The sequence below is a fragment of the Ilumatobacter sp. genome (genome assembly GCF_046290335.1).
GTDB lineage: Bacteria > Actinomycetota > Acidimicrobiia > Acidimicrobiales > Ilumatobacteraceae > Ilumatobacter_A.
Genome location: NZ_JBKAGH010000003.1, coordinates 540,800 through 562,565 on the forward strand (window position 1 = coordinate 540,800; position 21,766 = coordinate 562,565).

Sequence of the window (21,766 nt, forward strand, 5' to 3'; positions counted from 1 at the left end):
CCACCCGTCCACTCCTCGGCTGCGGCTCGACCCGTCGTCGTCAACCTCGAACTCGACCAGAAGAGCCGGATGGTTCGCCGCCGAGGTCTCCAGTTTCGAGAAGAGGAACCGCCATGTCACATGCCCTGTACACATTGGGACGATTCGCAGCCCGCCGCCCATGGACGGTGATCGGGGCATGGTTCGTCGTCGCGCTCGTCGTCGTCGGGGCGTCCGTGTCGTTCGGTCGCGACCTCGACGACTCATTCGGAGCACCTGGTCTCGACTCGGCGGATGCGCTCGATCTACTGACCTCGACAGGCTCCGATTCAGCAGGACCAACAGCCCAGATCGTCCTCACGCCACGCGACGGCTCGACGTTCGGCTCGTCCGCTGAGGCCCAGGCCGCACTCATCGACGTTCACACAGCTGCAGCCGAGCTCCCGAACGTGATCGATGCCAGTGACCCGACCGCGAGTGGTTCGGTGTCACCCGACGGACGGGTGGCTCTCATCCGTGTTCAGTATGAGGTGATCGACGAACTCGACTCCGGCGACCTCGACAACCTCAAACAACTCGCAGCCGACCTTCCGGTCGGTTCTCCGTTGCAGGTCGAGTTGAACGGCGACCTGTTTCTCGCCTTCGAAGAATCACCGACCGGCACCGGTGAAATGGTCGGCCTGATCGCCGCAGTCTTCATCCTGCTGTTCGCGTTCGGATCGATCATCGCCATGGGCCTCCCGATCGGATTGGCACTGTTCGGTCTTGCGCTCGGCGTCAGCTCGATGTCACTGATCACCTACGTCATCGAGATCCCGAGCTTCGCGCCGCAGATCGCCAGCATGGTCGGGCTCGGGGTCGGCATCGACTACGCACTGTTCCTCGTCACCCGACACCGCGAGCACCTCGCTCGAGGAATGACCATCGAGGAATCGGCCGGCCGAGCAGTCGCCACCGCCGGCCAAGCAGTGATCTTCGCCGGCGGCACCGTCGTCATCGCCATTCTCGGACTCGCCGTCGCCGGTGTTCCGTTCATGACCGCTGCGGGGGTCGCCACCTCGGTCACCGTGCTGATCATGGTGGTCGCCTCCATCACCCTGCTTCCGGCGTTCCTCGGCATCGCCGGGCACCACATCAACCGACGAGGATTGCGCCGCCTCGCACCCCGATACCCAGAAAACGGCGCCCAGCCAACCGATGGCTCGGAGATCGGGATCGGCTGGCAACGATGGGGAACCCATGTGTCCAAGCACGCCTGGACATACGCGATCGGCGTCACCGCGCTACTCCTCGCGCTCACCGCTCCGGTGTTGTCGCTCCGCCTCGGATTCCCCGACGCCGGCTCACTCCCCACGTCACGCACCGAACGCGTCGCCTACGACCTCGTCGCCGACGGATTCGGTCCCGGCATCAACGGACCACTCATCGTCGCCATCGACATCTCACAGGATCCCGACGTCGTCGAACCACTGCGCTCGGCAATCGCCTCCGACCTCGGCGTTGCAGCCGTCGAGCCAGCGACCGTGAACGCCGAATCCGGCGTCGCGACACTGATCGCCTTTCCGACCACCGCACCCCAAGACGACGCAACACTCGACACCATCGAACGACTACGAACCGTGGCGTTGCCTTCAGTCCTCGACGACAGTGCTGCGGTTGCCCACATCGGCGGAGAGACCGCCACCCTCGCCGACATCGGCGGCCGCGTCACCGAACGACTCCCGGCCTTCCTCGCCGCCGTGATTCTCTTGTCGTTCCTGTTGTTGATGCTCGTGTTCCGCTCGATCCTCGTGCCCCTCAAGGCCGCCCTGCTGAACCTGCTCTCCATCGGCGCCGCCTACGGCGTGTTGGTCATGGTCTTCCAATGGGGATGGGGAAAGGATCTCATCGGCCTCGAATCCACCGTGCCGATCCTCGCGTTCATCCCCATGTTCATGTTCGCCATCCTCTTCGGACTCTCCATGGACTACGAAGTCTTCCTCCTCTCGAGAGTCCGCGAGGAGTACCTCATCACCGGCGACAACGAGACCTCCGTCATCCACGGCATCGCCAGCACCGCACGGGTCATCACCTCAGCCGCACTCATCATGATCTCGGTGTTCCTCGGCTTCGTCCTCGGCGACGACCCCATCATCAAGATGATGGGCCTCGGCCTGGCCACCGCCATCTTCGTCGACGCCACCATCGTCCGAATGGTCCTCGTCCCCGCGACGATGAAGCTCATGGGCGACGCGAACTGGTGGCTCCCGGCCTGGCTCGACCGACTCCTCCCGAAGATCGACATCGAAGGCGAATCCGGACTCCCGACACCGGAAATGGAATCAGTGGCAACTGCCCGGGAGTCACGCGACGAGGTCCTGGTGTGACGCTTCTTGCTCACCAGCAGCGCCGTCCGGTTGAGCCGCCCGACCCTCACCGAGTCCACGACCTGTACGCATCGCGGTTCGTCGACCGATACGACCTCGGTGCCCAGCTGTGGGAACGGCTGACGTGCCGCGACGCGCTCGCCTCGTTCGAACATCGGCTGCGTTCGCTCCCGAAGCGCCCGCTGCGCGTTCTCGACGTCGGGTGCGGCACAGGCCGCAACCTGCAACGGCTGGCCGCTACCGGCATTGACATCGAGAACTACGTCGGCGTCGACACGTCGGAGCGAATGCTGCAGCGCGCGGCAATGAACCACCCGTACAGTCGTGCCCGGTTCGTGTGCGGCGATGCGATCGAGACCTTGGGCACCGAGGGCGAGCACGACCTCATCGTCATCACATGGGTGCTGTCGCATCATCCCGACCCGGCAGCTCTCATCGCAGCCGCAACCAATGCCCTCGCACCGCAAGGTCGAGTACTGATCCTGGCCCTCACGGCCAGCGACACGATCATGGGACGGTTGCACGCTTGGCGCCTACGCCGGTTCCTCCATTCGAACCCGATCGATCCGGTCATCCTGCACGAGTCTTCGCCCAGCTTTCTCGGTGTGAGCTGTCGAGGACTCATCACGATCGCGGAGATTCGCAGCCGGTGACACCCGACCAGAGCTTGGCCAACGCGAGAAACTGACGGAGACCGAAGCCCCGGGAGAACCCACCAATCCGCAGTGCAGTGCCGCCTGACTGCGGTGCTCCATCTTCGAAACAGCGGTCACCTGCGACCCGTCCGGGTCCGGCATTCTGCGCGTACTGCGCGATCAGAAACCACCCTCGGAGGATCTGGGACTGCCCCTTGGGTAGCGAACGACCAACACCTTCAGGAGCTTTCTGTTTGGAGAAAGCGTTGATGTATCCAGTCGAAGATGTCGGCGTGAACACTTGTCAGGATGCCGGTCTGAGCGTGCTCCTTTCCGCCCTCGTATGCGCTGTAGGACTTGGTCGTCACGCTGCGAGCGTTCTCGAGGCCCGCTTGCATTCGAGTGAGTTGATCGTCGTCGACGAAGTGGTCGTCTTCGCCCCAGAGGAGAAGAACGTCGGATTGGATCAACTCCGCAATGCCTTCGAGGTGATAGGGCTCGAACGCGTTGAAGATCTCTCCGTGGCCTTGGAAGTTCATCACCCACTGGCCGTTGCTCACGCCCCACGCGGCGCCGACGTCGACCCGCGCCTTGAGTTTCACGACGAGGTTCAAGGCTCTGGCGTGATCGTTGTCGTAGAGCCACCGCACAATGGGCCGTGCCGGAGCGGGCATGCTGGTGAACAGAGTGTCCTGGAAGCTGTACATCGCGTCGATGGCGACAACACCGTCGATGCGCTTTTCGAACGCTGCAGCTCTCGGGGCGAGCAGTCCGCCGAGGCTGAGTCCCAGCAGAACGAACCGTTCAGGTTGGTCGTGGTGGGAGAGGTGCGCGTCGATGACGGCAGTCGTGGGCCGTTCCCACTCGTGTGTGAACGGAATGCCGTGCTGGCGGATCACCGAGTCTTGACCAGGCCCGGAGAACGTCAGAATCGAATACCCGCGCTCCAAGGCGGGTGCGACGAACCAGAAGTACAACTCCTCCAGCGTCGAGTCGTACCCGCCGTGAGCGATCAGCAGCGGTCTGTCGTCGGCGCCGTCGGCTCGAGACGGGTAGTAGATCGCGTTCAACTGTGCGCCGTCGTAGGGGACCGGGAACTCGTGGAATTCGACGCCGAGCTGGTTCAGGGAATCGCGATAGGTCCGTGCGCTGTTCGCAAACGTGTCGTCGCGCCTCGGATCGGTCGGCGAGAGATAGAACTCGGAATTTCGGTAGTAGTTCTGAGCCCGCATCAGTGCGAGGCCCTTGCCGCGCGGGTCGTCGATGTCGTCGGCCTTCTGTTCCACGAACTTGGCCATCGCGTACCATTCGCGATACCAGTCCTCGGTGTTGCCCTCGCGGATCTTGCCGACGATCGAGAACACCTCGCCGATCTCTGCGCCGCCATACGGTGTGTGCGCCACGACTCTCAGCGTCTCGTAGTGGAAGTGCTGGTCCTTGAAGAAGCGATCGCTCCCAGATCTCGACCGCCGCAAACGCGCGACCAACGCAGTCAGGGAGGCGAGAATCCCGAGGCCGATGAACCTGGTGTTGGCGGTCATGCGATGTCTTTCAGTGAGGGGTGGAGACGGTGTCGAGGAACTGGGCGGTGAGGCGGTCGCGGAGTTCGGTCGTCTCGAGCGGAAAGCGGGCTGGGTCGGCGCCGTCGAGCATCCAGCGCTGCTGCAACATGGCGATGACGGATCGCCAGGCGAAGTCGAGGTCGCGTTCGACGGTGTCGCGATCTCCGTCGATGCGGTCTCGAAGCAACGCTGCGACCCGCTCGGAGGAACTGCGGACGAAGTCGGCGATGCGGTCGGTCGCTTCTCGATCGGCGGTGGCGAGGACTGCTCGGAAGACGTGCTCGTTCGATTCGGTGAAGGCTCCGACCGAGTGGACGATCCTGGAGACGAGGTCGTGCAGTGTCAGGTCGGCCAGCGATTCGTCGGCATCGGCGAGATCGGCGAGCGCTGTGCCGTCGGCGATGACTCGCTCGTGGAGACCGAGAACGAGCGCTGCCTTGCCATCGAAACGTGCATAGACCGACGTCAGCGACAACCCGGCTCGGTCCGCGACCTCCTGCATGCTCACGTCGTGAACCGATCGCTGCCGGAGTAGCTCCTCGAACGCGTCGAGCGCCGCTGAGAACGCTTTGCGGCTTCGCTCCTGTTTCGGTGGCCGGATACGGGGTGCGGACGGCGATGCATCAACCATGATATGTAACTGTACTACAGTTCATGTTTGCCTCGTTCGCGGACCCGCGCTCGACCAGGTGCGTGCGAGGTCTGTTGCAGCGGTGACCGCCGGCGGGTGGGTCGTCGCTCCGATCAGTGTGGCCTCGCCTCGTGCTGTACTGCCGGAGTCCCACACGCTGAGCTCTCGCGAGACGAGCCGGGGCGATTCCAGTGGTTGCTGGCAGACCTTCGGGTCGTCGGCGCGAAGCTGGCTCGTCGTCGCAGTCGAACTGGTCGAGCGTCTCCGCGCGAAGCGACTTGCCACGCTGTGGACGAACGGGCTTCCGGTCTGGTCCGGCGACCCGCCCCCGGCCCGGTCGTTCGAACTAGGCGTTGGCCCGCTGCTTCAGCCAGTTCAGGATCACGCGGGTGGTGTCGTCCGGTCGTTCCTGCTGGATCCAGTGGCCGCAGTCGAGGTCGACCTCGTCCACGTCGGGTACGAACTCCGACAGCCGTTCGAACTTCGGGATCGGGTCGCGCTCGCCGCGGATCATGAGCGCGGGCATTCGGACGATCGGATCCACCTCGGCCAACAGGTGCCAGTTGCGGTCCAGGTTTCGGTACCAGTTGATGCTGCTGGCGAATCCTGATGTTTCGAATGCCGAGACGAACACGGCCAGTTCGGTGTCGCTCATGATCGGCTCGCCCGATGGCGATTCGGCCTGTGCGATGTTGATCATCATCATGCCCGGAGCGGGAGCGACGAGCGGCTGGTTCTTGCGGTACAGGTTGCGAAGGAACCGGAACGTGTTGTCGTCCAGCACGGCGTCGGCGACGCCTGGCTGGCGGTTGAAGTGGACGAAGTAGAAGTCGTGACCGAAGACCTGTTCCATCATCTCGATCCAGGGCTGCTCGCCGCGCTCCTGGTACGGCAAGGCGAGGTTGATCACTGCGTCGACCCGGTCCGGGTGCAGGAGCGCCATACCCCAGACGACGTTCGCGCCCCAGTCGTGGCCGACGAACGTGGCGTTGTCGTATCCGAAGTGGTCGAGCAGCGCGACGAGGTCGCCGGTCAAGTGGGCGATGTCGTAGTCGGTGACGTCGACCGGTCGGGACGAGTTGCCGTAGCCCCGCTGGTTGGGGACGATGACGTGATAGCCCGCTGCGGCGAGAGCGGGCATCTGGTGACGCCACGAGAAGGCGTGCTCGGGCCAACCGTGGCAGAGCACGATGGGCGTGGTGTTGTCGCGGCCCATTTCGAAGACTTCGAGTTCGATGCCATCGACCGGGATGATCGTTGGCTCGGGAAAGTCGGTGGGGTTGAACATGATGGTTTGCTCCTTCTGGTGGGGGTTCTTGGTGATGTCGAATCACCGTACGAACCACTGCGGACAGCATCTGTCCGCAACGCGTGACAATCTGAGACGGTGACGAACGATCCGACCGGCCGGGCGCTGCACCTGCTGTCGCTGCTGCAGACGCATCGGTTGTGGCGTGCTGCGGAACTCGCCGAGCGCCTCGAGGTCACGGAACGGACGGTGCGCCGCGACGTGGACAGGCTCCGCACCCTCGGCTATCCCGTCGACGCGACGACGGGGACCGACGGGGGATACCGACTCGCTGTCGGCGCACATCTGCCACCGCTCGTCCTCGATGACGACGAAGCCGTCGCGGTCGCCCTGGGGTTGCGTTCGGCCGCCAGTGCGGCCATCGGCGGCATCGAAGACACCTCGCTACGCGCCATGGCGAAGATCGAGCACCTCCTTCCCGACCGACTCAGGCGCCGAGTCTCAGCACTGCACTCCGCCGTCGTCGAACTGCGCTGGACGGGCCCCGACACCGATGTCGACCCCGACGCACTCAGCGTGCTCGCCGCAGCGTGTCGCGACCGCGAGGAAGTCCGCTTCGACTACCGACGACGAGACGGCGACCGCAGCCGACGACTCGTCGAACCGCATCAACTCGTCACCGCCGAACGACGCTGGTATCTCCTCGCCTTCGACCTTCGCCGCAACGATTGGCGGACCTTCCGAGTCGACCGGCTGAGCGACACCAAACTTGCCGGCGGCCGCTTCGCCGACCGCGAGATCCCGGGCGGCGATGCCGGCGCCTTCCTGACCGCGTCGATCGCATCGATACCCCGCAACGTCCAGGCCCTGGTCACCGTCGAGGCTGCCTACGCCCAGCTCGAACCCGTGCTGTCATGGGTCGACCACCACGTCGTCGACACCGCAACCGACTCGTGCGTCATCGGCATCAACGCAGAAGACGTCGACCACCTCACCCTGTCGATCGTCCGCGTCGCGCTCAACGCGCCCATCGCCGCGATCGCGCCCGACGATGTCGCCGACGCCGTGACGCTGCTCACCCAGCGGCTCCCGAACCGTCCACCCGCAGCCAAACGCTGACCGCAGCCGCGAAAGGGGCCCCGATCTGTTGCAGGTGCGGTGGATCTCGCGTCAGAGAATGCCGAGGTCGCGGGCGGCCTGGACAGCGGCTTTGCGGTCGCCGACGCCGAGTTTGCGGTAGATCGCAGCGCAGTGGGTCTTCACGGTGTTGAGCGACACGTACAACTCGGACGCGATGTCGCGTTGCGACAGCTTGGTCGGGAGGTAGCGCAGCACGGCGGTCTCCCGTTCGGTCAGTTGCTCGACCAAGCCGTCGGCGACTCGGGCAGAGCCGCCGCGTATCGGTCGTTTTCGGTCGGCGACACCGTGCCGCGCCTCGATGCGAGCGAGGTAGCGGCCGGCGATTCCGGGGTCGGGACAGCGATCGATGATCGAACGAGCCTCGGTCAGCAGCCCTTGGCCGGAGTCGTCACCTGCGTCGAGGAGCGTGTCGCCGCAGATGGTGAGGGTGTAGGCGAGGGCGAGATCGCCGGGAGTCTGCCGCGCGAGCTCGACCGCCTTCATGGCGTCGGCCCGAGCCGACACGGCATCGTCGGCGCTCCGCGCTCTGAGCGCGTAGGCCGGTGCCATCCGGTAGTACGAGCTCATCCCCAACTCGTCGGCGGTGTCGAGTACACGTTGGCCCCCCGATGTGTCTGCGCGATCGTCGAAGTCGTTGATCGCCAGATAGATGCAGCTCAGCACGTGGCTTGCTCGGAAGTCGGTGGCCACTGACCGCTGAACAGCGACCGCGAGCACTGCTCGTGCCTCGGTGGCATGGCCGGCCCACATGAAGACGCCTCCGGCCGAGGTAGCGAGTTCCGGGCCGTGCGTGGCGAACTGGTCGGTGGCCGACAGCTCGCGTGCGAGTTCCAGCGCGGTGCCGACGTCGCCGTGAGCGACGGCGAGGTTCAGACGCAGCGGCGCGGTGATGGTGCGATCGAAGTCGGGCGATGCGAGGCGGTGGGTCGTCTCGACCCACTCGTGGGCTCGTCGGTAGTTGCCGCCGATGTAGTCACACCAGCCCCACGTCAGCGCGCACGCAGCGTCGTTCGTGGCTGGTTCGCCGATCCGCTCGAGCAGGTTGCGGAGCGTGTCGATCTGCCCGTCGGAGATCAACTGCGGTCCGAGCACGCGCATCAGTCGGACCGCTGCGTCTCGATCGGCCGCTGCGAGGCGGTGTCCGATCGCTCGCAGCGTGTCGCCTTCCGTCTCGAACCAGGCCGCGGCTCGCCCGTGGAGTTCGTCGAGATGCTCAGGGGTCAGCACCTGTTCGGCTTCGAGCCGGAGGATGTCGCGAAGGAGATGGTGGTATCGATACCAGGAGCCGGTGCGGTCGAGGCCGATCAGCAGTTGGTTGCTCTTCGCCGTATCGAGCAGCCACGACGCGCCACCGGTGCTGTCGGTGACGGCATCGACGAGCGCGCCGTTGAACTGTTCGAGCACCGACGTTTCGAGCAGCCGCCGGCGTTGCTCGTCGCTCTCTCCGGCGAGGAACTCGTCGGTCATGTAGTCGGCCACGAGCTGATCGTCGCCCTGAAACGTCTCGATGAATCGCTCGGGGTCGGCGGAGCGGTGCAACGACAAACCCGCGAGCACCAGGCCGGCCGCCCACCCTTCCGTCCGACGACACAGCCGGTCGACGACGCTCTGATCGAGGATCTGTCCCTCGTACTGGGCGAGGAGGCCGGAGGCTTCGGCCGCCGCGAATCTGAAGTCGTCTCCCCGGATCTCGATCACCTGACCGCGGACTCGGAGTCGTCCGAGCCGAAACGGAGGATCGACCCGGGTCGACACGACGATCGTCACCGCGGGCGGGCAGAAGTCGATCAGGCGTTCCATTCCGCGATGCACCGACCGATGCTCGATCAGGTGGTAGTCGTCAACCACGATGATCAACGGCTCGGCGAGGTCGGTGAACTGGTTGACCATGGCCGTGACGAGCATCTGCTCGTTGCTGTCCGAACCGTTCACAAGCTGTTCGAGCGAGCCGGCCATCGCTGGAACCGCTTCGGCGATGGATGCGATCAGGTAGGTCCAGTACCGGGCCGGATCCGAGTCGCCGTCCTCGACCTGCAACCAGGCGGAGGACTCAGGGCGCCCCGCCAGCCACGACGCGAGGAGCGTCGACTTGCCGGATCCGGCCGGGGCGCTGGCGAGCACCAACCGGGTTCGGCCCGCCAGACCGGCATCGAGCCGATCGCTCAGACGCGACCGCTGAACCAGACGGTCAGGCAGCGTCGGTGGAACCAACTTCGTCGCTGCCAATCCGCTGCCCAACTGCCCGGCCATGGGGTCGACCCTACGTCGCCGGCGAAACGCAGCTCCTGACCGGTCAGCGATCTCACCCGGGTGAGAAGACGAATCCGACGAAGCCATCTGGTACTCGAAGCCGTCAAGGTCGAGACGTGTCACACGATCCGCAGATGCGACCGCGATGCGAGGTCGACCCAGCCGCTGTCTCCTGCGGGCCACGCACAGCGCGTCCAGCAGCTCCAACGGCATCCACCGAACCCACTCAGATCGAGGAGATCGACATGACCTTGCATACCTGCCTTGTGGCTGACCGCATCGCGGCGAGCCGCCACGACGACCTGGTCCGTTCAGCCGCTCAGCGGAATCTGACCGCTCACCGCAACCGCGACTCTGATCGTCGCCGGATCGCGCTGCCGATCGTTGCCACGTCGCGCGGCGGCGTGTTGCTTCAGCAGCGTCGACGGAACCAGCTTGGTCGCCGCGAATTCGTCGTCGGCCGACAGGCCGGACGAGCCGGCGGCTGATCTCACCCGGGTGAGATGACGAAGTGTATGAGGCCGTCTGGCACCTGAAGCAATCAGGGTGGAGGCATGTCCCGACGAACCACCTACGAGATCGTCTTGCGAGGCCATCCCAGCGTTCGGCTCCTGCGGCCGCTCGTCGACGACTTCGCGATCGATGCCGTTGCCGATGGCACGACGCGCCTCATCGGAATCGTTGGTGACCCGGCCCACCTGCACGGGATCGTGGCTCACCTCACCTCGGTCAACCTCGAGATCGTCTCGATCACCCCGGCACACCCACCACACAACGACACCACGAGCAAAGGAACATCATGAACACCACTCACGAACAAGTCACCGCCACCTGCCCCGCCGCAGCTGCCGACGAGCAGATGCGCGCCATCACCCAGGACCGATACGGCTCGGCCGACGTGCTCGAGCTCAAGCGTGTCGCCCGCCCCACACCGAAGCCCGACGAGGTCCTCATCGAGGTCGTCGCCGCAGGCGTCGACCGCGGCACCTGCCACCTCATGACCGGCACCCCGTACCTGGTCCGCCTCGCCGGCTTCGGGCTCACCAAGCCGAAGCAGGGCGTCCCCGGCCTCGACGTCGCCGGTCGAGTCGTGGCCGTCGGAGCCGACGTCACCCGATTCACCCCGGGCGACGAGGTGTTCGGCATCGCCAACGGCTCGCTGGCCGAGTTCGCCGTGGCGAAAGAGGACAAGCTCGTCGTCAAGCCGGCGACGCTGTCCTTCGAGCATGCCGCAGTCTCCGCTGTGTCCGGCATCGCTGCGCTCCAGGCACTGACCGATGTCGGTGGCGTTCAGCCTGGCCAGCGAGTGCTGATCGTCGGCGCCTCCGGCGGTGTCGGCAGCTTCGCAGTCCAGCTGGCCAAGGCGCTCGGCACGGTGGTCACCGCGGTCGCCAGCTCCCGACACATCGATTTCGTGCGCTCGCTGGGCGCGGATCACGTCGTCGACTACACCACCGAGGATTTCACCGAGATCGACGAGCCGTTCGATCTCATCATCGACATCGGCGGTCGCAACAGCATCTATCGCCTCCGCAGCGTGCTGACCTCCACCGGCACGCTCGTCATCGTCGGCGGCGAGGACGCGAACCGCATCACCGGCGGCGTCGGACGCCAACTCCGAGCCATGATGCTGTCACCATTCGTGGCGCAGCGGCTCACGACGTTCATCAGCACCGAGCACCACTCCTCGATGGAGCGACTCGCGGACCACATCGCCGCCGGGGCGGTGACGCCTGCGGTAGGAGCCAGCTACCGGCTCGCCGACGCGGCCGATGCCATTGCGCGGCTCGACGCCGGCGAGGCGACCGGCAAGACCGCCATCATCGTCGGCAAGGACGGAGGCGACCGTGTCGAGTGAACAGCCAGCGCCGAACGAACGGACCGCTGGCGGCGCGAGGCACCGAACCCATCTGCTGAAGGCGCTGCCGTGGCTGTGGCTCGGGCTTTGCGCTGCCTGGGCCGTCGTGATCTTCGTCACCGATCAGCTGGCGTGGCCGCTCGCGTTGTGGATCGCGACCACCGTCGGCCCGCTCACCGCACTGAAGGCTCGATTCGACCCGAATTCCGATCCGCAACTCCGAAGGAGCAACCGATGACGACCACCATCCTCGCGCCAGACATCCGCCCCCCAAGTCCGACGAGCCCCGAAGTCTCGCCTCGACGAGCCGCCCTGATCGCCGGCATCGGCTACGTCCTACTCTTCGGCCTCTCCATCTTCGCCAACTTCTTCGTCAAGGAAGGCTTGGTCGTCGCCGACGACGCCCAGGCCACTGCGACCAACATCGTCGAATCGGAGACGCTGTTCCGGATCGGCCTCGTCGCGTTCCTCGCCATCTTCCTCATCGACATCGTCGTCGCCTGGGCGCTCCACATCGTGTTCCGAACCGAGCACCGCGACCTGTCACTCGTCGCGGCCTGGTCGCGACTCGTGTACACCGTGTTCCTCGGCGTCGCCGCGATCTTCTTCTTCCAGGCCCTCGCCCTCTACGACTCCGCCGCAGTCGCCGACGTGATGAGCTCCGCCGAACGCAACGCCCAGGCACTCATCGGACTCCAGCTCTTCGACTCCGCCTGGCTCATCGGTCTCGCCGCATTCGGACTCCACCTGATCGTGCTCGGCTTCCTCGTCGCTCGATCGGTCGACACACCACGCTGGCTCGGCCACCTGATGATCGCGGCCGGCGCTGCGTACCTCGTCGACACGACGGCCCACACCGTCCTCGCCGACTACGCCGACCACGCCGACGCCTTCCTCGTGATGGTCGCCGTGCCATCCGTCGTCGCCGAAGGATGGTTCGGGCTCTGGCTCCTCACCCGGGCCCGACGCAGCCAGTCGGCCCGAGCGGTCGCGCTTGCGAACCATCCCAACACAAAGGACATCCCGCAATGACACACCCCGACCGAATCCCTCATCCGCCCGCTGATCGGCCCGCTGAGGATCAACGCGTCGAATCGGCACGGCGGTACGTGCAGCAGCTGCGAGCGTTCTACGTCCACACCGGCGTTTTCGCGGGAAGCATGATGATCATCGTCCTCGTGAATCTGGCCACCAACGCAGCAGCGGGCATCGCCGGCGAGTGGAGGGCATGGTGGTCAGCCTGGGCACTCATCAGCTGGGGCTTCGGAGTCGCCGTCCACGGACTCGTCGTCCTCCTCAACCGACCGTCGCGATCTTCGTCGACCTGGGAACAACGACAGATCGACAAGGAGCTGTCGAGATGACGGCAGCGATCCATCATCCACCACGCCCTCCAGGCGCTGACCTCTGAGACGCTCGGTCGTGGGAGGGGCCGGGCGTCGGCGACGCCGCACTCGGCATCGGTGCGCTACTCGAGCTGCTGACGGAGCGGTCACTCGCCGTCGTGTTCACGTTGCCGGGTGGCCTCTTCGAACTCGCCCTCGACCTGGAGCTCGTCCGCTACGGATTCAGCCGTCCGGCCGAGCTGGGAACGGATCCGAGCCGACGATGACGGAGCAGCGAGGCCGTGCGCGAGCCAGCGTGCCGGCTCATGGTCACGATGTCGTCTCGGAGGAGGCCTGCGTCGCCCGTTGTCGCGCCCACCTGGTCACCGTGGCGAGCAACCCGGCGTCGACCGGGCGCTTCGCCTGCTCGTCGTAGGCCCGTAGCGATGGTGGGCCGGCTTCGGTGCGCAGCAGGTGGGTCAGGCCGTCGACGATCCGAGCCGAGCAGTCGGCGGGGACCAGCTGGCCGATGCGTCTCACGTCGTCGGGATCGACTTGGATGTCCTTCGAGCCGGTCAGGGCCAAGACCGGAACTCGGATCGATTCGAGCGACGGCGCCGGGTCGTGGGCCATGAACTCTCGCAACCACTTCACGTTCATCTCCACCCGGTGGATCCGAGCGGTGTCGCCGGTGGATTCCTCGATCTGTTCGAGCCGCTTGCACTGGGTGCGGACGACATCTCGTCGGAGCACGCGCGAGAGCAGCCGGACCGGGCGAGCCTGCGAGGCGCTCACCTGCACCGCTTGCCAACGCAGCAGATCGGCGCCCAGGGTGGCCGTCCCGGCCAGCAGCACCACACCGGCCAAACCCGGATCCGCCGCTGCCAACTCGGTGGCGATCACGGCACCTTCACTGTGCCCGACCACGATGATTCGCTCCGGATCGACGTCGGCCCTGGCTCTGAGCGTCTCGATGGCCGCCGCAGCGTCGTCGATGTTGTCGTGCAGACCGCTCGACATGAAGTCTCCGCCGCTCTCGCCGACGCCGCGCTTGTCGTAGCGAAAGGACGCGAGACCGTGGAGCGCCAGGTGGCCGGCGACCTGCTCCATGACGCCGATGGAGAGCTGCTCGGAGTTCGAGTCCCGATCGATCGGACCCGATCCGCTGAGCAGCAGCACGGCTGGACCGGGGCCGGCCTGTTCGTCGGTCACCAGCGTCCCCGCGAGGTTCGCCGGCCCGGAGCTGAAGGAGAGGTGGATGTTCCGCATTGCTATTCCTGACCCGCCGGGAGATGCCCGAGCCGATGACCTCCCCGATGCGGGCCAGCTGCGACCGTCGCATCTCCACGGGCCTGCCGGTACTCATCGGCGAGGTGGTGGGATCCGACCGGTTCGCCGACCATGTCGGTTTCGCCCATCACGGCGAACATCCGCAGGTTCGCTCCGGCGTTGGGGTTGAGCGGCCCGATCAACCGACCGATCGCGGTGACCAATCGGCTCGGGACCCGGGTCACCCTCGTCGGCCGGTCGGCCGCGTCGAACGCCAGGTTGGCGATCTCCGATTGGGTGAGCACGTCGGGTCCGCCGACGTTGCGATCGGTCGTGTCGTCGGAGGCGGCTGCCTGCCGGATGACGTCGGCGAGGTCGGCACCGTGGATCGGGTTGATCCGGGTCTGGTCGTCGCCGATCAGCCAGACCCGTCCACGCTCGGCCATCTGCCGGAAGGCGGCCATGTCGTTGAAGAATCCGGTCGGCCTGATGATCGTCGACGACATCGAGGCGACCCGCAGGCGGTCGACCACGCGTTCACGGGCGTCGATCAGCGGCGAACGATCGCGGAACTCGTCGCCACGGAGAATCGACACGAAGACGAACCGGTCGACGCCTGCCCGCTCGGCCGCATCGACGAGATGCAGGTTGGCGAGCTCGTCGACGTCACGAAAGCTCGGGCTCCGCCGGAACGACCGGATGCCGATCGACGAGAACGCTGCGTCGGCGCCGTCGAACAGTCCCTCGATGGTGGTCGGGTCGGTCGGGTGGCCGACGAACACCTCGTCGCAGTACTCGGCGGTGTCTCCGAGGCGGGATGGATCGCGGACGAGGGCCCGCACGCGCCAGCCGTCGGCGTGGAGGGCTCGAGCGACGTGGCCGCCGAGATAGCCGGTGGCACCGCAGACGACGACGGTGCGCTGGTCGGGATCGGTCGATGAAGAGTTCATGTTGTTCCTTTCGAAGACGGTGGTGGGTGCTCAGTCGATGGCGATGGCGTCGAGCACTGGCCGGCGGGCGGCGGTGCGGGCAGGCAGGGCGGCGGCGACGGTGCCCGCAGCAATGGCGCCGACCACGATCGCGATCAGCGTCGAGACAGGGACGGTGGGCGAGCCGAAGCCCTCGTCGCTGAGGGTGGAGATGACCGCAGCGGTGAAGCCGAGCCCCATCACCAGGCCGAGGACGGTGCCGAACAGCGCGATCACGACCGCCTCGAGTCGGATCGAACGCCGTACCTGTCGGCGCTCCATTCCGATCGCACGGAGCACGCCGAGTTCGCGGGTGCGCTCGTGTACCGACAACCCGATCGTGGTGGCGATGCCGAGCACGGCGATGACCACCGCCAGCCCGAGCAGGCCGAGTACCAGATTGAGCACGGTGTCGAGCGCACCGACGAGGGACTCGGCAAAGTCGTCGACCGTGCTCACCATGGCGGTCGGCTGGCCGGCGAGCGCCGTCTCGGTCGCCGCGACAGCATCGGCATCGCCAGCCAGGAAGACGGCTCGGTCGAGCCCGATTCCGTGCGGGGCGACGGCGGCGTAGGGCAGCACCATCGCCGGGAGTGCATTGGTCTGCTCGATGACGGCGGCGACCACGAAGTTCGATCGCGTTCCGTCGGGGAACACGACGGCGATCCGCTCGCCGGTCGTCCAGTTCCGCGTCTCGGCGAGATCGTCGCCGACCACGGCCGAGTCGGCCGCCGAGCTGATCGAGCCGTCGATCACCGACACGTCGACGAACCGCTCGGATCCAACCAGGTCGATGCCGCCGACGAACTCCATCGAGCCGTCGACCTCCGCCCGCACATGGTGCAGCGGCAGCACATCGACACCGTCGACCGCATCCGCCTGGAGGGCGACGTCCATGGGCAGGCCGGGATTGGAGCCGATCGGGCGGACGACGGCATCGGCGACGAGCACGTCGGCGAGGTCGCCGCGAACCGATGCGCTGGCCGTGGAGGCGAACATCGACGCACCGGCCACCAGGGTGACTCCGATCGTGAGCGCGGCAGCGGTCGACGCACTGCGGCGCGGATTGCGGCTGGCGTTGGCAGCTGCGAGGCGGCCCGCCGAACCGAGCCGACGAAGCGGGAAGGTCAGGAGGCGCGTGGTCGGCCGGACGAGGACCGGGCCGAGTGCGAGGACCGCATGGAACATCGCCACACTGCCGAGCCCGACGAGCGGCGCCTCGGCGACGGCCACGCCCCGCACGAGCGCGTAGGTACCGATCGCTGCGAGCACGCCGCCGATCGCGAGGCGCTTGCGGGAGATCTCGGTCGACTCGATCGACGCGTCGCGCATCGCGTCGATCGGCGACACGGTCGATGCTCGCCGGGCAGGCACGATGGCGGCGGCGACGGTCACGCCGATACCGACCGCGAAGGCGGCGACGATCGTGGAGCGCTCGATGACCAGGATGGCGTCGGGGAAGTCGAGGCCGAAGCGGGCGAACACCGACATGAGGCCCCGAGCGACGCCGAGACCGGCGGCAAGGCCGCCAACGGCAGCGAGGAGCCCGATCATCGCCGCCTCGATCACCACCGAGCCGAGCACCTGACGCCGGCTCGCGCCGATCGCCCGGACCAGTGCGAGTTCCTTGGTGCGTTGGGCCACCGTGATCGTGAACGTGTTCGCGATCGTGAACGATCCGACGAACAGTGCGATGGCGCCGAACACCAGCAGGATCGTCTCGAACACGCCGATTGCCGAGCCGAGATCGTCCTGCTCCTCTGCGATGCGTTCGGCGCCGGTGACGACGTCTGCATCGCTGAGCGCGAGTCCAACGCGGCCCGCGAGTTCGTCGGGCGTCAGCGAGTCGCCGCGGACGAGGATCTGATTCGTGGTGCCGACATCGCCGAGACGCTGTTCGGCGGCATCGACGGTGAAGAACGTGAATGCCGAGTTGGCGGCACCCGGGACGCCGTCGAGCGACGCGAGCCCCGAGATCACGAAGCGTTCGAGACCGGCGAGCGTGATGAGGTCGACCGAGTCGCCGACTTCCACGCCTGCCTCCACGGCTGCTTCCGCGCCGAGCACGATCTCGCCGTCGTTGCCCGGTGGTCGTCCGTCGGCGAGTTCGAACGCCGAGAGTTCGGCATCGTCGATCCAGTTCAGGCCGACGCTCTGGGTCATGTTCAGGGCTTTGCCGTCGACGCCGATGACTTGGGTGTAGCCGACCCAGTACGGCTCGGCAGCGCCGACGCCGTCGATCGCACGGATGCGGTCGACATGGTCGAGATCGACCGGGCCGCGAAGCGTGAAAACCTCGTCCTCGCCGACCGGAAGGCCGCGGACGACGACGTCGACGCCGTCGTTGACGTCCGCGATCGCGCCATCGAGCGACTCGATCATCGTGTCGGTGAGGATCATCGTCCCCGTGGTGAACGCGACGCCGAGGACGATGGCGAGCGCAGTGGTGAAGAGTCGCAGCTTCTTCGCGAGCAGGTTGCGTGCGGACATGCGGAACATGGTGTGGGTCTCCGGTCGGTGAGTCGTGGTGATCGGGGCGGAACGTCGCGAGCCGGTTCAGTGACCGAAGCGCTTCATGCGGTCGAGAACGCGGTCGGCCGTCGGGTCGGTCATCTCGTCGACGATCCGACCGTCGGCGAGGAAGACGATTCGGTCGGCGTAGGACGCAGCCCCGGGGTCGTGCGTCACCATCACGACCGTCTGGCCGAGTCGATCGACCGCGTCACGGAGGAATGCGAGCACTTCACCGCCGGCGCGGCTGTCGAGGTTGCCGGTCGGTTCGTCACCGAACACGATCTCGGGTCGGCTCACGAGGGCGCGCGCGACAGCGACGCGCTGCTGCTGGCCGCCGGACAGCTCGGCCGGACGGTGCCCGAGCCGGGAGCCGAGGTCGACGGTGGAGACGAGCTCGTCGAACCAGGCCTGATCGGGCTGACGTCCGGCGAGATCGAGCGGCAGCTCGATGTTCTCCTTCGCGGTCAGCGTCGGCACCAGATTGAACGACTGGAAGATGAAGCCGATGCGGTCGCGGCGGAGTCGGGTGAGCTGTCGGTCCGAGAGCGACGACAGCTCGACACCGCCGATCGAGACCGAGCCCGAGGTGAGCGTGTCGAGGCCGGCGACGTTCTGCATGAGCGTCGACTTGCCCGAGCCGGACGGCCCCATGATGGCGGTGAACCGGCCGCGGCTGAAGTCGACGCTGACGCCGTCGAGCGCGTGGACGGCGGCGTCACCCGAGCCGTAGGTCTTCACGGCATCGCGGGCGGCGGCAGCGACTGCTGACGGGTCGGGCGTGTCCGTCGGCGCCGGCGGGGCGGGGAGCGGGAGTGTGGTGGTCATGTCGGATACCTCGCTGGTGGGTTGGTGGGGTGGGTTGGTGGGGTGGGTTGGTGGGGCGGGTTGGTGAATGGATCGATGGGGTGTGATCGGGTTCGGCACCAGCGTCGGCGCGGTCCGGGTGAGGCCGCCTCCCGCCGGCGGGAACCTCACCCGGGTGAACGAGCCGGCCGGGCTGTTCCGTCGGTTCGCTCGGTCACCGCAGCAGCTGCCGCGACGAAGGAGAAGGCGCCGACGTTGGCGATCGTCCGCACGGTGTTCCAACGGCGCGGATGCGTCGGGGCGTGGGTCCTGGCTTCCTCCGCCAGCCCGTTGACTGCCGTCACCAGCGACATCACCCGGGTGAGTCGGGCGTTGGAGCGATGTCGGTTCACACGGTCGGCCGGGACGGTTGCGGCATGAATCGATACCCCCTTCCCATCACTCGCTCGTCGATCGTTCGCGTCGTGACGATCAGCGCTGCTACCGCCGTCGTCATCGGCGGCTGCGGCTCCGATGGCGTCGAGATCACCGTCGGAGCCGATCCGAGCGCCGCGGACGCATCCGTCTCGGTCGACGCCGAGCCCGGCTCCGTCTCGGTCGACGCCGGCGAGTCGCGCGATCCGATCGACCCGGTCGTCGACGGGACGCTCTCGCTGCCCGACGGCTGGTTCGAGATGTCCGGGTACGGCACCGTGCTGCACGTGGACGGTGACGAGTTCACGATGCACCACGTCACGGCGTCGACGTGTGTCGTCGGCGACGACGTCGACAACGAGCTACCGGTCGATCACGCCGGCGACGACGGCGGTGTGGTCGTGCTCGACCTGGTCGGGCCGACCACCGACTACCGGCTGCTCCCGCTTGCCGGCCCCCTGGAGTGCGACAGCGGCGCCGGCGAGTCGGGGACTGCGCTCGACGAGGTGTTCGGCGCGCACTATCCGTACTTCGCCGAGCGCGGTATCGACCGAGAGGCGGCGTTCGGGGAGATCCGGACAGCCCTCGTGGCCGACCCGTCGGCGTTCGAGCACGTGGTCGCGGAGTTCATGATCGAACTGGGCGACGGCCACACCACCTTCGACGAATTGTCGATCGACCCCGACGTCGACGGCTTCGGCATGCCGGAGCTGACCACCGTCGAGGAGGCCGGAGCGGCGATGCAGGCCGAGCTCGACGCCACGCTCGCCCGCCTCGACGGACTGCAGAGCGATCCCACCGGATCGGTCGGATGGGGAACGCTCGATGAGTCGGTCGGCTACCTGCTCATCGCCGGCTTCGAGGGCATGAGCGGCGACGACGACCCGGTCGCCGATCGGGACGTCTTCGCCGGTGCGCTCGAGGTGGCGATCTCCGACCTGAGCGGCCGGGTCGACCGGCTCGTCGTCGACGTCCGCTTCAACCAGGGCGGGTATGAAGACCTCGCCGTGCTGGCCGCCGGCCACTTCGTCGAGGAGACGACGCCGGCGTACCGCAAGTGGCCGCACGCCCAACCCGACCCGTTCGTCCAGACGATCGACGTGGAACCGCGAGTCGCTCACTTCGACGGCGACGTGGTCGTACTCACCTCGCCGATCACGGCGAGTGCCGCGGAGGTCTTCACGCTGGCGATGATCGAAGTCGCCGACGCCACGGTCATCGGGAACCGGTCGTTCGGCGAGTTCTCCGACGCCATCGACTGGACACTCCCGAACGGCATCGAGTTCACGATGTCGATGGAGGTGTACACCGGCCTCGGCGGCAGCGGGTACGAAGCAGTGGGCCTCCCGGTCGACGTCGTGACCCGTTTCGACGCCGCCGTCGACGCAGCGATCGAGCACCTCCGCTGACCGGCTCACGCGGTCCCGGGCGACAGGAGGGAGCAGCGTCACCTTGCTCGCGGGGTTCTCCGATCGGAGCGCCGTCCAGCGGGCCTTCGAACGTTGGCCCGGACAGACCCCGCTCACCGTGCGCCGCGGTTGATCACGACATGCCGGATCCCGGAGTCGACGGCGAGTCACCCGGGTGAGACCGACGAGGGAGCGATCCGCAGTCACTCCGATGACCGAGAAGGTGGTGCTCGCTCATCCAACCGAAAGGAACCGCCATGTCCCACCGAAACGCCACCACCCTCGTCGCCGCGCACGATCTCCTCACCGCAGACCTGCAACGACTTGCCCATCGTGCGGTGCAGGGTCGCCGCGTCCACGGTCTCCTGCTCGGCGTCGACTCCGATGACGGCTCGACGAGCGCACGCGTCGCTGCGGGCGATGCGGTGCCCGACGCCGGCTACGTCATCGCGAGCATCACCAAGATGTTCACCGCTGCAGTGGTCTTCCAGCTCGTCGACGAGGGTCGGCTGCGCCTCGACAACCGCGTGGTTCCTCTCCTCCCCGATCTCGACCTCGCTGGCCTCCATGTGTACGACGGCGTGGACGCGACCGGTCGCCTCGAGGTGCATCATCTGCTGCACCAGACCTCGGGCCTGGCCGACTACTTCGACGACGGCATCGAGGATCAGCTCGCAAACGGCAGGGACCGTGCGTACTCGATCCAGGACACCGTCGAGGTCGCGCAGCGGGCCGGCGCTGCGTTCGCACTCGGTGACCGGGGCGGTCGGCGATCGCTCTACTCCGACACGAACTATCAGCTGCTGACGGCGGTCATCGAAGCCGTCACCGGCCAGGGCTACGCCGAGGCCGTCGACGAACGGATCGTCGGGCCACTCGGTCTCGCCGGCACGTACGTCGTCCCCGGCGGGGTGGATCGTCCCGCTCCGCTGGTGCTCCGCAGCGGCGACCGGGCGATCGCGATCCCGCACGGGCTGGCCTCAGAGCGTGGGGCGGGCGGCATCGTGTCGACGCTCGACGATCAGTTGCGCTTCAGCCGAGCGTTCCACGACGGCGAGTTGTTCGCCGGTGGGTGCGACCGAGCCGCGCCGCACTGGAACCGTGTGCAGAACTTCGCCATCGGGTACGGCCACGGGGTGATGCGCTACCGGCTGCCGCGCTGGCTGACCGGGCGCCGAGTGCCCGAGATGTTCGGCCACTCGGGGACCACGGCGTCGTTCCTGTTCCACATCCCCGACCTCGGATGCCACGTGGCCGGCAGCTTCAACCAGTTCGCCGACCCGGCTCGCCCGTTCCGCCTGTTGCCGCGCGTGGCCGCCGCCATTCAGAGGCGGTGACCCCGACCGGCCGACGTTCTCCTCGCTCTCGTTGCCGAGACCGAGACCGAGGAGAA

General features: G+C 66.9%; 20 protein-coding genes. 10 read left to right on the forward strand and 10 right to left on the reverse strand.

What is annotated here, in order from left to right:
- Window positions 1-113: 113 nt before the first annotated feature.
- Together ACE37B_RS15085 and ACE37B_RS15090 are read left to right on the forward strand one after the other, a co-directional pair.
- Window positions 114-2,345, forward strand: a complete 2,232-nt coding sequence (locus ACE37B_RS15085) for an MMPL family transporter (protein ID WP_409924148.1) — start codon at window positions 114-116, stop codon at window positions 2,343-2,345.
- Entirely contained in the window at window positions 2,342-2,998 is a 657-nt protein-coding gene (locus ACE37B_RS15090) for a class I SAM-dependent methyltransferase (protein WP_409924149.1), read from the forward strand. Before ACE37B_RS15085 ends, ACE37B_RS15090 begins: the two co-directional genes overlap by 4 nt.
- 221 nt (window positions 2,999-3,219) lie before the next feature.
- Here the strand turns inward: ACE37B_RS15090 and ACE37B_RS15095 are convergent, their stop codons facing one another.
- The 3 genes from ACE37B_RS15095 to ACE37B_RS15105 form a co-directional block, all read right to left on the reverse strand.
- Window positions 3,220-4,521, reverse strand: coding sequence for an alpha/beta fold hydrolase (locus ACE37B_RS15095; protein WP_409924150.1), 1,302 nt, complete (start codon window positions 4,519-4,521; stop codon window positions 3,220-3,222).
- A 10-nt stretch (window positions 4,522-4,531) separates the two neighbouring features.
- Window positions 4,532-5,173: a TetR/AcrR family transcriptional regulator gene (locus ACE37B_RS15100; protein WP_409924151.1), complete on the reverse strand. Its 642-nt coding sequence runs from the start codon at window positions 5,171-5,173 to the stop codon at window positions 4,532-4,534.
- 346 nt (window positions 5,174-5,519) lie between these two features.
- Window positions 5,520-6,461 (reverse strand): alpha/beta fold hydrolase, encoded by a 942-nt coding sequence (locus tag ACE37B_RS15105; RefSeq protein ID WP_409924152.1) that lies wholly within the window; start codon window positions 6,459-6,461, stop codon window positions 5,520-5,522.
- A 99-nt stretch (window positions 6,462-6,560) separates the two neighbouring features.
- Here ACE37B_RS15105 and ACE37B_RS15110 point away from each other — a divergent pair, with 99 nt between their 5' ends.
- Window positions 6,561-7,541 (forward strand): helix-turn-helix transcriptional regulator, encoded by a 981-nt coding sequence (locus ACE37B_RS15110; protein ID WP_409924153.1) that lies wholly within the window; start codon window positions 6,561-6,563, stop codon window positions 7,539-7,541.
- 51 nt (window positions 7,542-7,592) lie between these two features.
- On the opposite strand, the gene ACE37B_RS15115 is transcribed toward ACE37B_RS15110, so the two are convergent.
- Together ACE37B_RS15115 and ACE37B_RS15120 are read right to left on the reverse strand one after the other, a co-directional pair.
- On the reverse strand, window positions 7,593-9,812 hold the full coding sequence (locus ACE37B_RS15115) for a LuxR C-terminal-related transcriptional regulator (RefSeq protein WP_409924154.1): 2,220 nt from the start codon (window positions 9,810-9,812) through the stop codon (window positions 7,593-7,595).
- Between the two features lie 311 nt (window positions 9,813-10,123).
- Complete coding sequence (locus ACE37B_RS15120; RefSeq protein WP_409924155.1) at window positions 10,124-10,306, reverse strand: hypothetical protein; 183 nt, start codon at window positions 10,304-10,306, stop codon at window positions 10,124-10,126.
- Between the two features lie 60 nt (window positions 10,307-10,366).
- Between ACE37B_RS15120 and ACE37B_RS15125 the strand changes: the two genes are divergently transcribed.
- From ACE37B_RS15125 to ACE37B_RS15145, 5 genes are read left to right on the forward strand one after another with little or no spacing between them, the layout of a single operon-like run.
- A complete protein-coding gene (locus tag ACE37B_RS15125) occupies window positions 10,367-10,615 on the forward strand; it encodes a hypothetical protein (RefSeq protein ID WP_409924156.1) in 249 nt (82 codons plus the stop codon).
- Window positions 10,612-11,670, forward strand: a complete 1,059-nt coding sequence (locus tag ACE37B_RS15130; RefSeq protein ID WP_409924157.1) for an NAD(P)-dependent alcohol dehydrogenase — start codon at window positions 10,612-10,614, stop codon at window positions 11,668-11,670. The genes ACE37B_RS15125 and ACE37B_RS15130 overlap by 4 nt, the downstream gene beginning before the upstream one ends.
- Window positions 11,660-11,908, forward strand: a complete 249-nt coding sequence (locus ACE37B_RS15135; RefSeq protein ID WP_409924158.1) for a hypothetical protein — start codon at window positions 11,660-11,662, stop codon at window positions 11,906-11,908. Before ACE37B_RS15130 ends, ACE37B_RS15135 begins: the two co-directional genes overlap by 11 nt.
- Window positions 11,905-12,702, forward strand: a complete 798-nt coding sequence (locus ACE37B_RS15140; protein ID WP_409924159.1) for a DUF4386 domain-containing protein — start codon at window positions 11,905-11,907, stop codon at window positions 12,700-12,702. Before ACE37B_RS15135 ends, ACE37B_RS15140 begins: the two co-directional genes overlap by 4 nt.
- Complete coding sequence (locus ACE37B_RS15145; RefSeq protein WP_409924160.1) at window positions 12,699-13,034, forward strand: 2TM domain-containing protein; 336 nt, start codon at window positions 12,699-12,701, stop codon at window positions 13,032-13,034. Before ACE37B_RS15140 ends, ACE37B_RS15145 begins: the two co-directional genes overlap by 4 nt.
- 291 nt (window positions 13,035-13,325) lie before the next feature.
- Here ACE37B_RS15145 and ACE37B_RS15150 read toward each other — a convergent pair whose 3' ends face one another.
- From ACE37B_RS15150 to ACE37B_RS15170, 5 genes are all read right to left on the reverse strand, one after another.
- On the reverse strand, window positions 13,326-14,264 hold the full coding sequence (locus ACE37B_RS15150; RefSeq protein ID WP_409924161.1) for an alpha/beta hydrolase: 939 nt from the start codon (window positions 14,262-14,264) through the stop codon (window positions 13,326-13,328).
- Between the two features lie 2 nt (window positions 14,265-14,266).
- Window positions 14,267-15,214: an SDR family oxidoreductase gene (locus ACE37B_RS15155; protein WP_409924162.1), complete on the reverse strand. Its 948-nt coding sequence runs from the start codon at window positions 15,212-15,214 to the stop codon at window positions 14,267-14,269.
- A gap of 30 nt (window positions 15,215-15,244) precedes the next feature.
- Window positions 15,245-17,722 carry an ABC transporter permease gene (locus ACE37B_RS15160; RefSeq protein ID WP_409924163.1) on the reverse strand — a complete coding sequence of 826 codons (2,478 nt, stop codon included), beginning with the start codon at window positions 17,720-17,722 and terminating at the stop codon, window positions 15,245-15,247.
- Between the two features lie 66 nt (window positions 17,723-17,788).
- Complete coding sequence (locus tag ACE37B_RS15165) at window positions 17,789-18,571, reverse strand: ABC transporter ATP-binding protein (protein ID WP_409924164.1); 783 nt, start codon at window positions 18,569-18,571, stop codon at window positions 17,789-17,791.
- A 146-nt stretch (window positions 18,572-18,717) separates the two neighbouring features.
- Window positions 18,718-18,894 (reverse strand): hypothetical protein, encoded by a 177-nt coding sequence (locus ACE37B_RS15170; protein WP_409924165.1) that lies wholly within the window; start codon window positions 18,892-18,894, stop codon window positions 18,718-18,720.
- A 72-nt stretch (window positions 18,895-18,966) separates the two neighbouring features.
- On the opposite strand from ACE37B_RS15170, the gene ACE37B_RS15175 reads away from it, so the two are divergent.
- Together ACE37B_RS15175 and ACE37B_RS15180 are read left to right on the forward strand one after the other, a co-directional pair.
- Window positions 18,967-20,373, forward strand: a complete 1,407-nt coding sequence (locus ACE37B_RS15175) for a S41 family peptidase (RefSeq protein ID WP_409924166.1) — start codon at window positions 18,967-18,969, stop codon at window positions 20,371-20,373.
- A 257-nt stretch (window positions 20,374-20,630) separates the two neighbouring features.
- A complete protein-coding gene (locus tag ACE37B_RS15180; RefSeq protein WP_409924167.1) occupies window positions 20,631-21,710 on the forward strand; it encodes a serine hydrolase domain-containing protein in 1,080 nt (359 codons plus the stop codon).
- Window positions 21,711-21,766 lie beyond the last annotated feature (56 nt).

What these genes read in the sequence shown, in the direction of transcription:
- ACE37B_RS15165 (WP_409924164.1), bottom strand. Translation starts at nt 18,571, where the DNA reads ATGACCACCACACTCCCGCTCCCCGCCCCGCCGGCGCCGACGGACACG.
- ACE37B_RS15125 (WP_409924156.1), top strand. Translation starts at nt 10,367, where the DNA reads ATGTCCCGACGAACCACCTACGAGATCGTCTTGCGAGGCCATCCCAGC.
- ACE37B_RS15085 (WP_409924148.1), top strand. Translation starts at nt 114, where the DNA reads ATGTCACATGCCCTGTACACATTGGGACGATTCGCAGCCCGCCGCCCA.
- ACE37B_RS15150 (WP_409924161.1), bottom strand. Translation starts at nt 14,264, where the DNA reads ATGCGGAACATCCACCTCTCCTTCAGCTCCGGGCCGGCGAACCTCGCG.
- ACE37B_RS15175 (WP_409924166.1), top strand. Translation starts at nt 18,967, where the DNA reads ATGAATCGATACCCCCTTCCCATCACTCGCTCGTCGATCGTTCGCGTC.
- ACE37B_RS15095 (WP_409924150.1), bottom strand. Translation starts at nt 4,521, where the DNA reads ATGACCGCCAACACCAGGTTCATCGGCCTCGGGATTCTCGCCTCCCTG.
- ACE37B_RS15100 (WP_409924151.1), bottom strand. Translation starts at nt 5,173, where the DNA reads ATGGTTGATGCATCGCCGTCCGCACCCCGTATCCGGCCACCGAAACAG.
- ACE37B_RS15115 (WP_409924154.1), bottom strand. Translation starts at nt 9,812, where the DNA reads ATGGCCGGGCAGTTGGGCAGCGGATTGGCAGCGACGAAGTTGGTTCCA.
- ACE37B_RS15155 (WP_409924162.1), bottom strand. Translation starts at nt 15,214, where the DNA reads ATGAACTCTTCATCGACCGATCCCGACCAGCGCACCGTCGTCGTCTGC.
- ACE37B_RS15105 (WP_409924152.1), bottom strand. Translation starts at nt 6,461, where the DNA reads ATGTTCAACCCCACCGACTTTCCCGAGCCAACGATCATCCCGGTCGAT.
- ACE37B_RS15140 (WP_409924159.1), top strand. Translation starts at nt 11,905, where the DNA reads ATGACGACCACCATCCTCGCGCCAGACATCCGCCCCCCAAGTCCGACG.
- ACE37B_RS15130 (WP_409924157.1), top strand. Translation starts at nt 10,612, where the DNA reads ATGAACACCACTCACGAACAAGTCACCGCCACCTGCCCCGCCGCAGCT.
- ACE37B_RS15160 (WP_409924163.1), bottom strand. Translation starts at nt 17,722, where the DNA reads ATGTCCGCACGCAACCTGCTCGCGAAGAAGCTGCGACTCTTCACCACT.
- ACE37B_RS15180 (WP_409924167.1), top strand. Translation starts at nt 20,631, where the DNA reads ATGTCCCACCGAAACGCCACCACCCTCGTCGCCGCGCACGATCTCCTC.
- ACE37B_RS15145 (WP_409924160.1), top strand. Translation starts at nt 12,699, where the DNA reads ATGACACACCCCGACCGAATCCCTCATCCGCCCGCTGATCGGCCCGCT.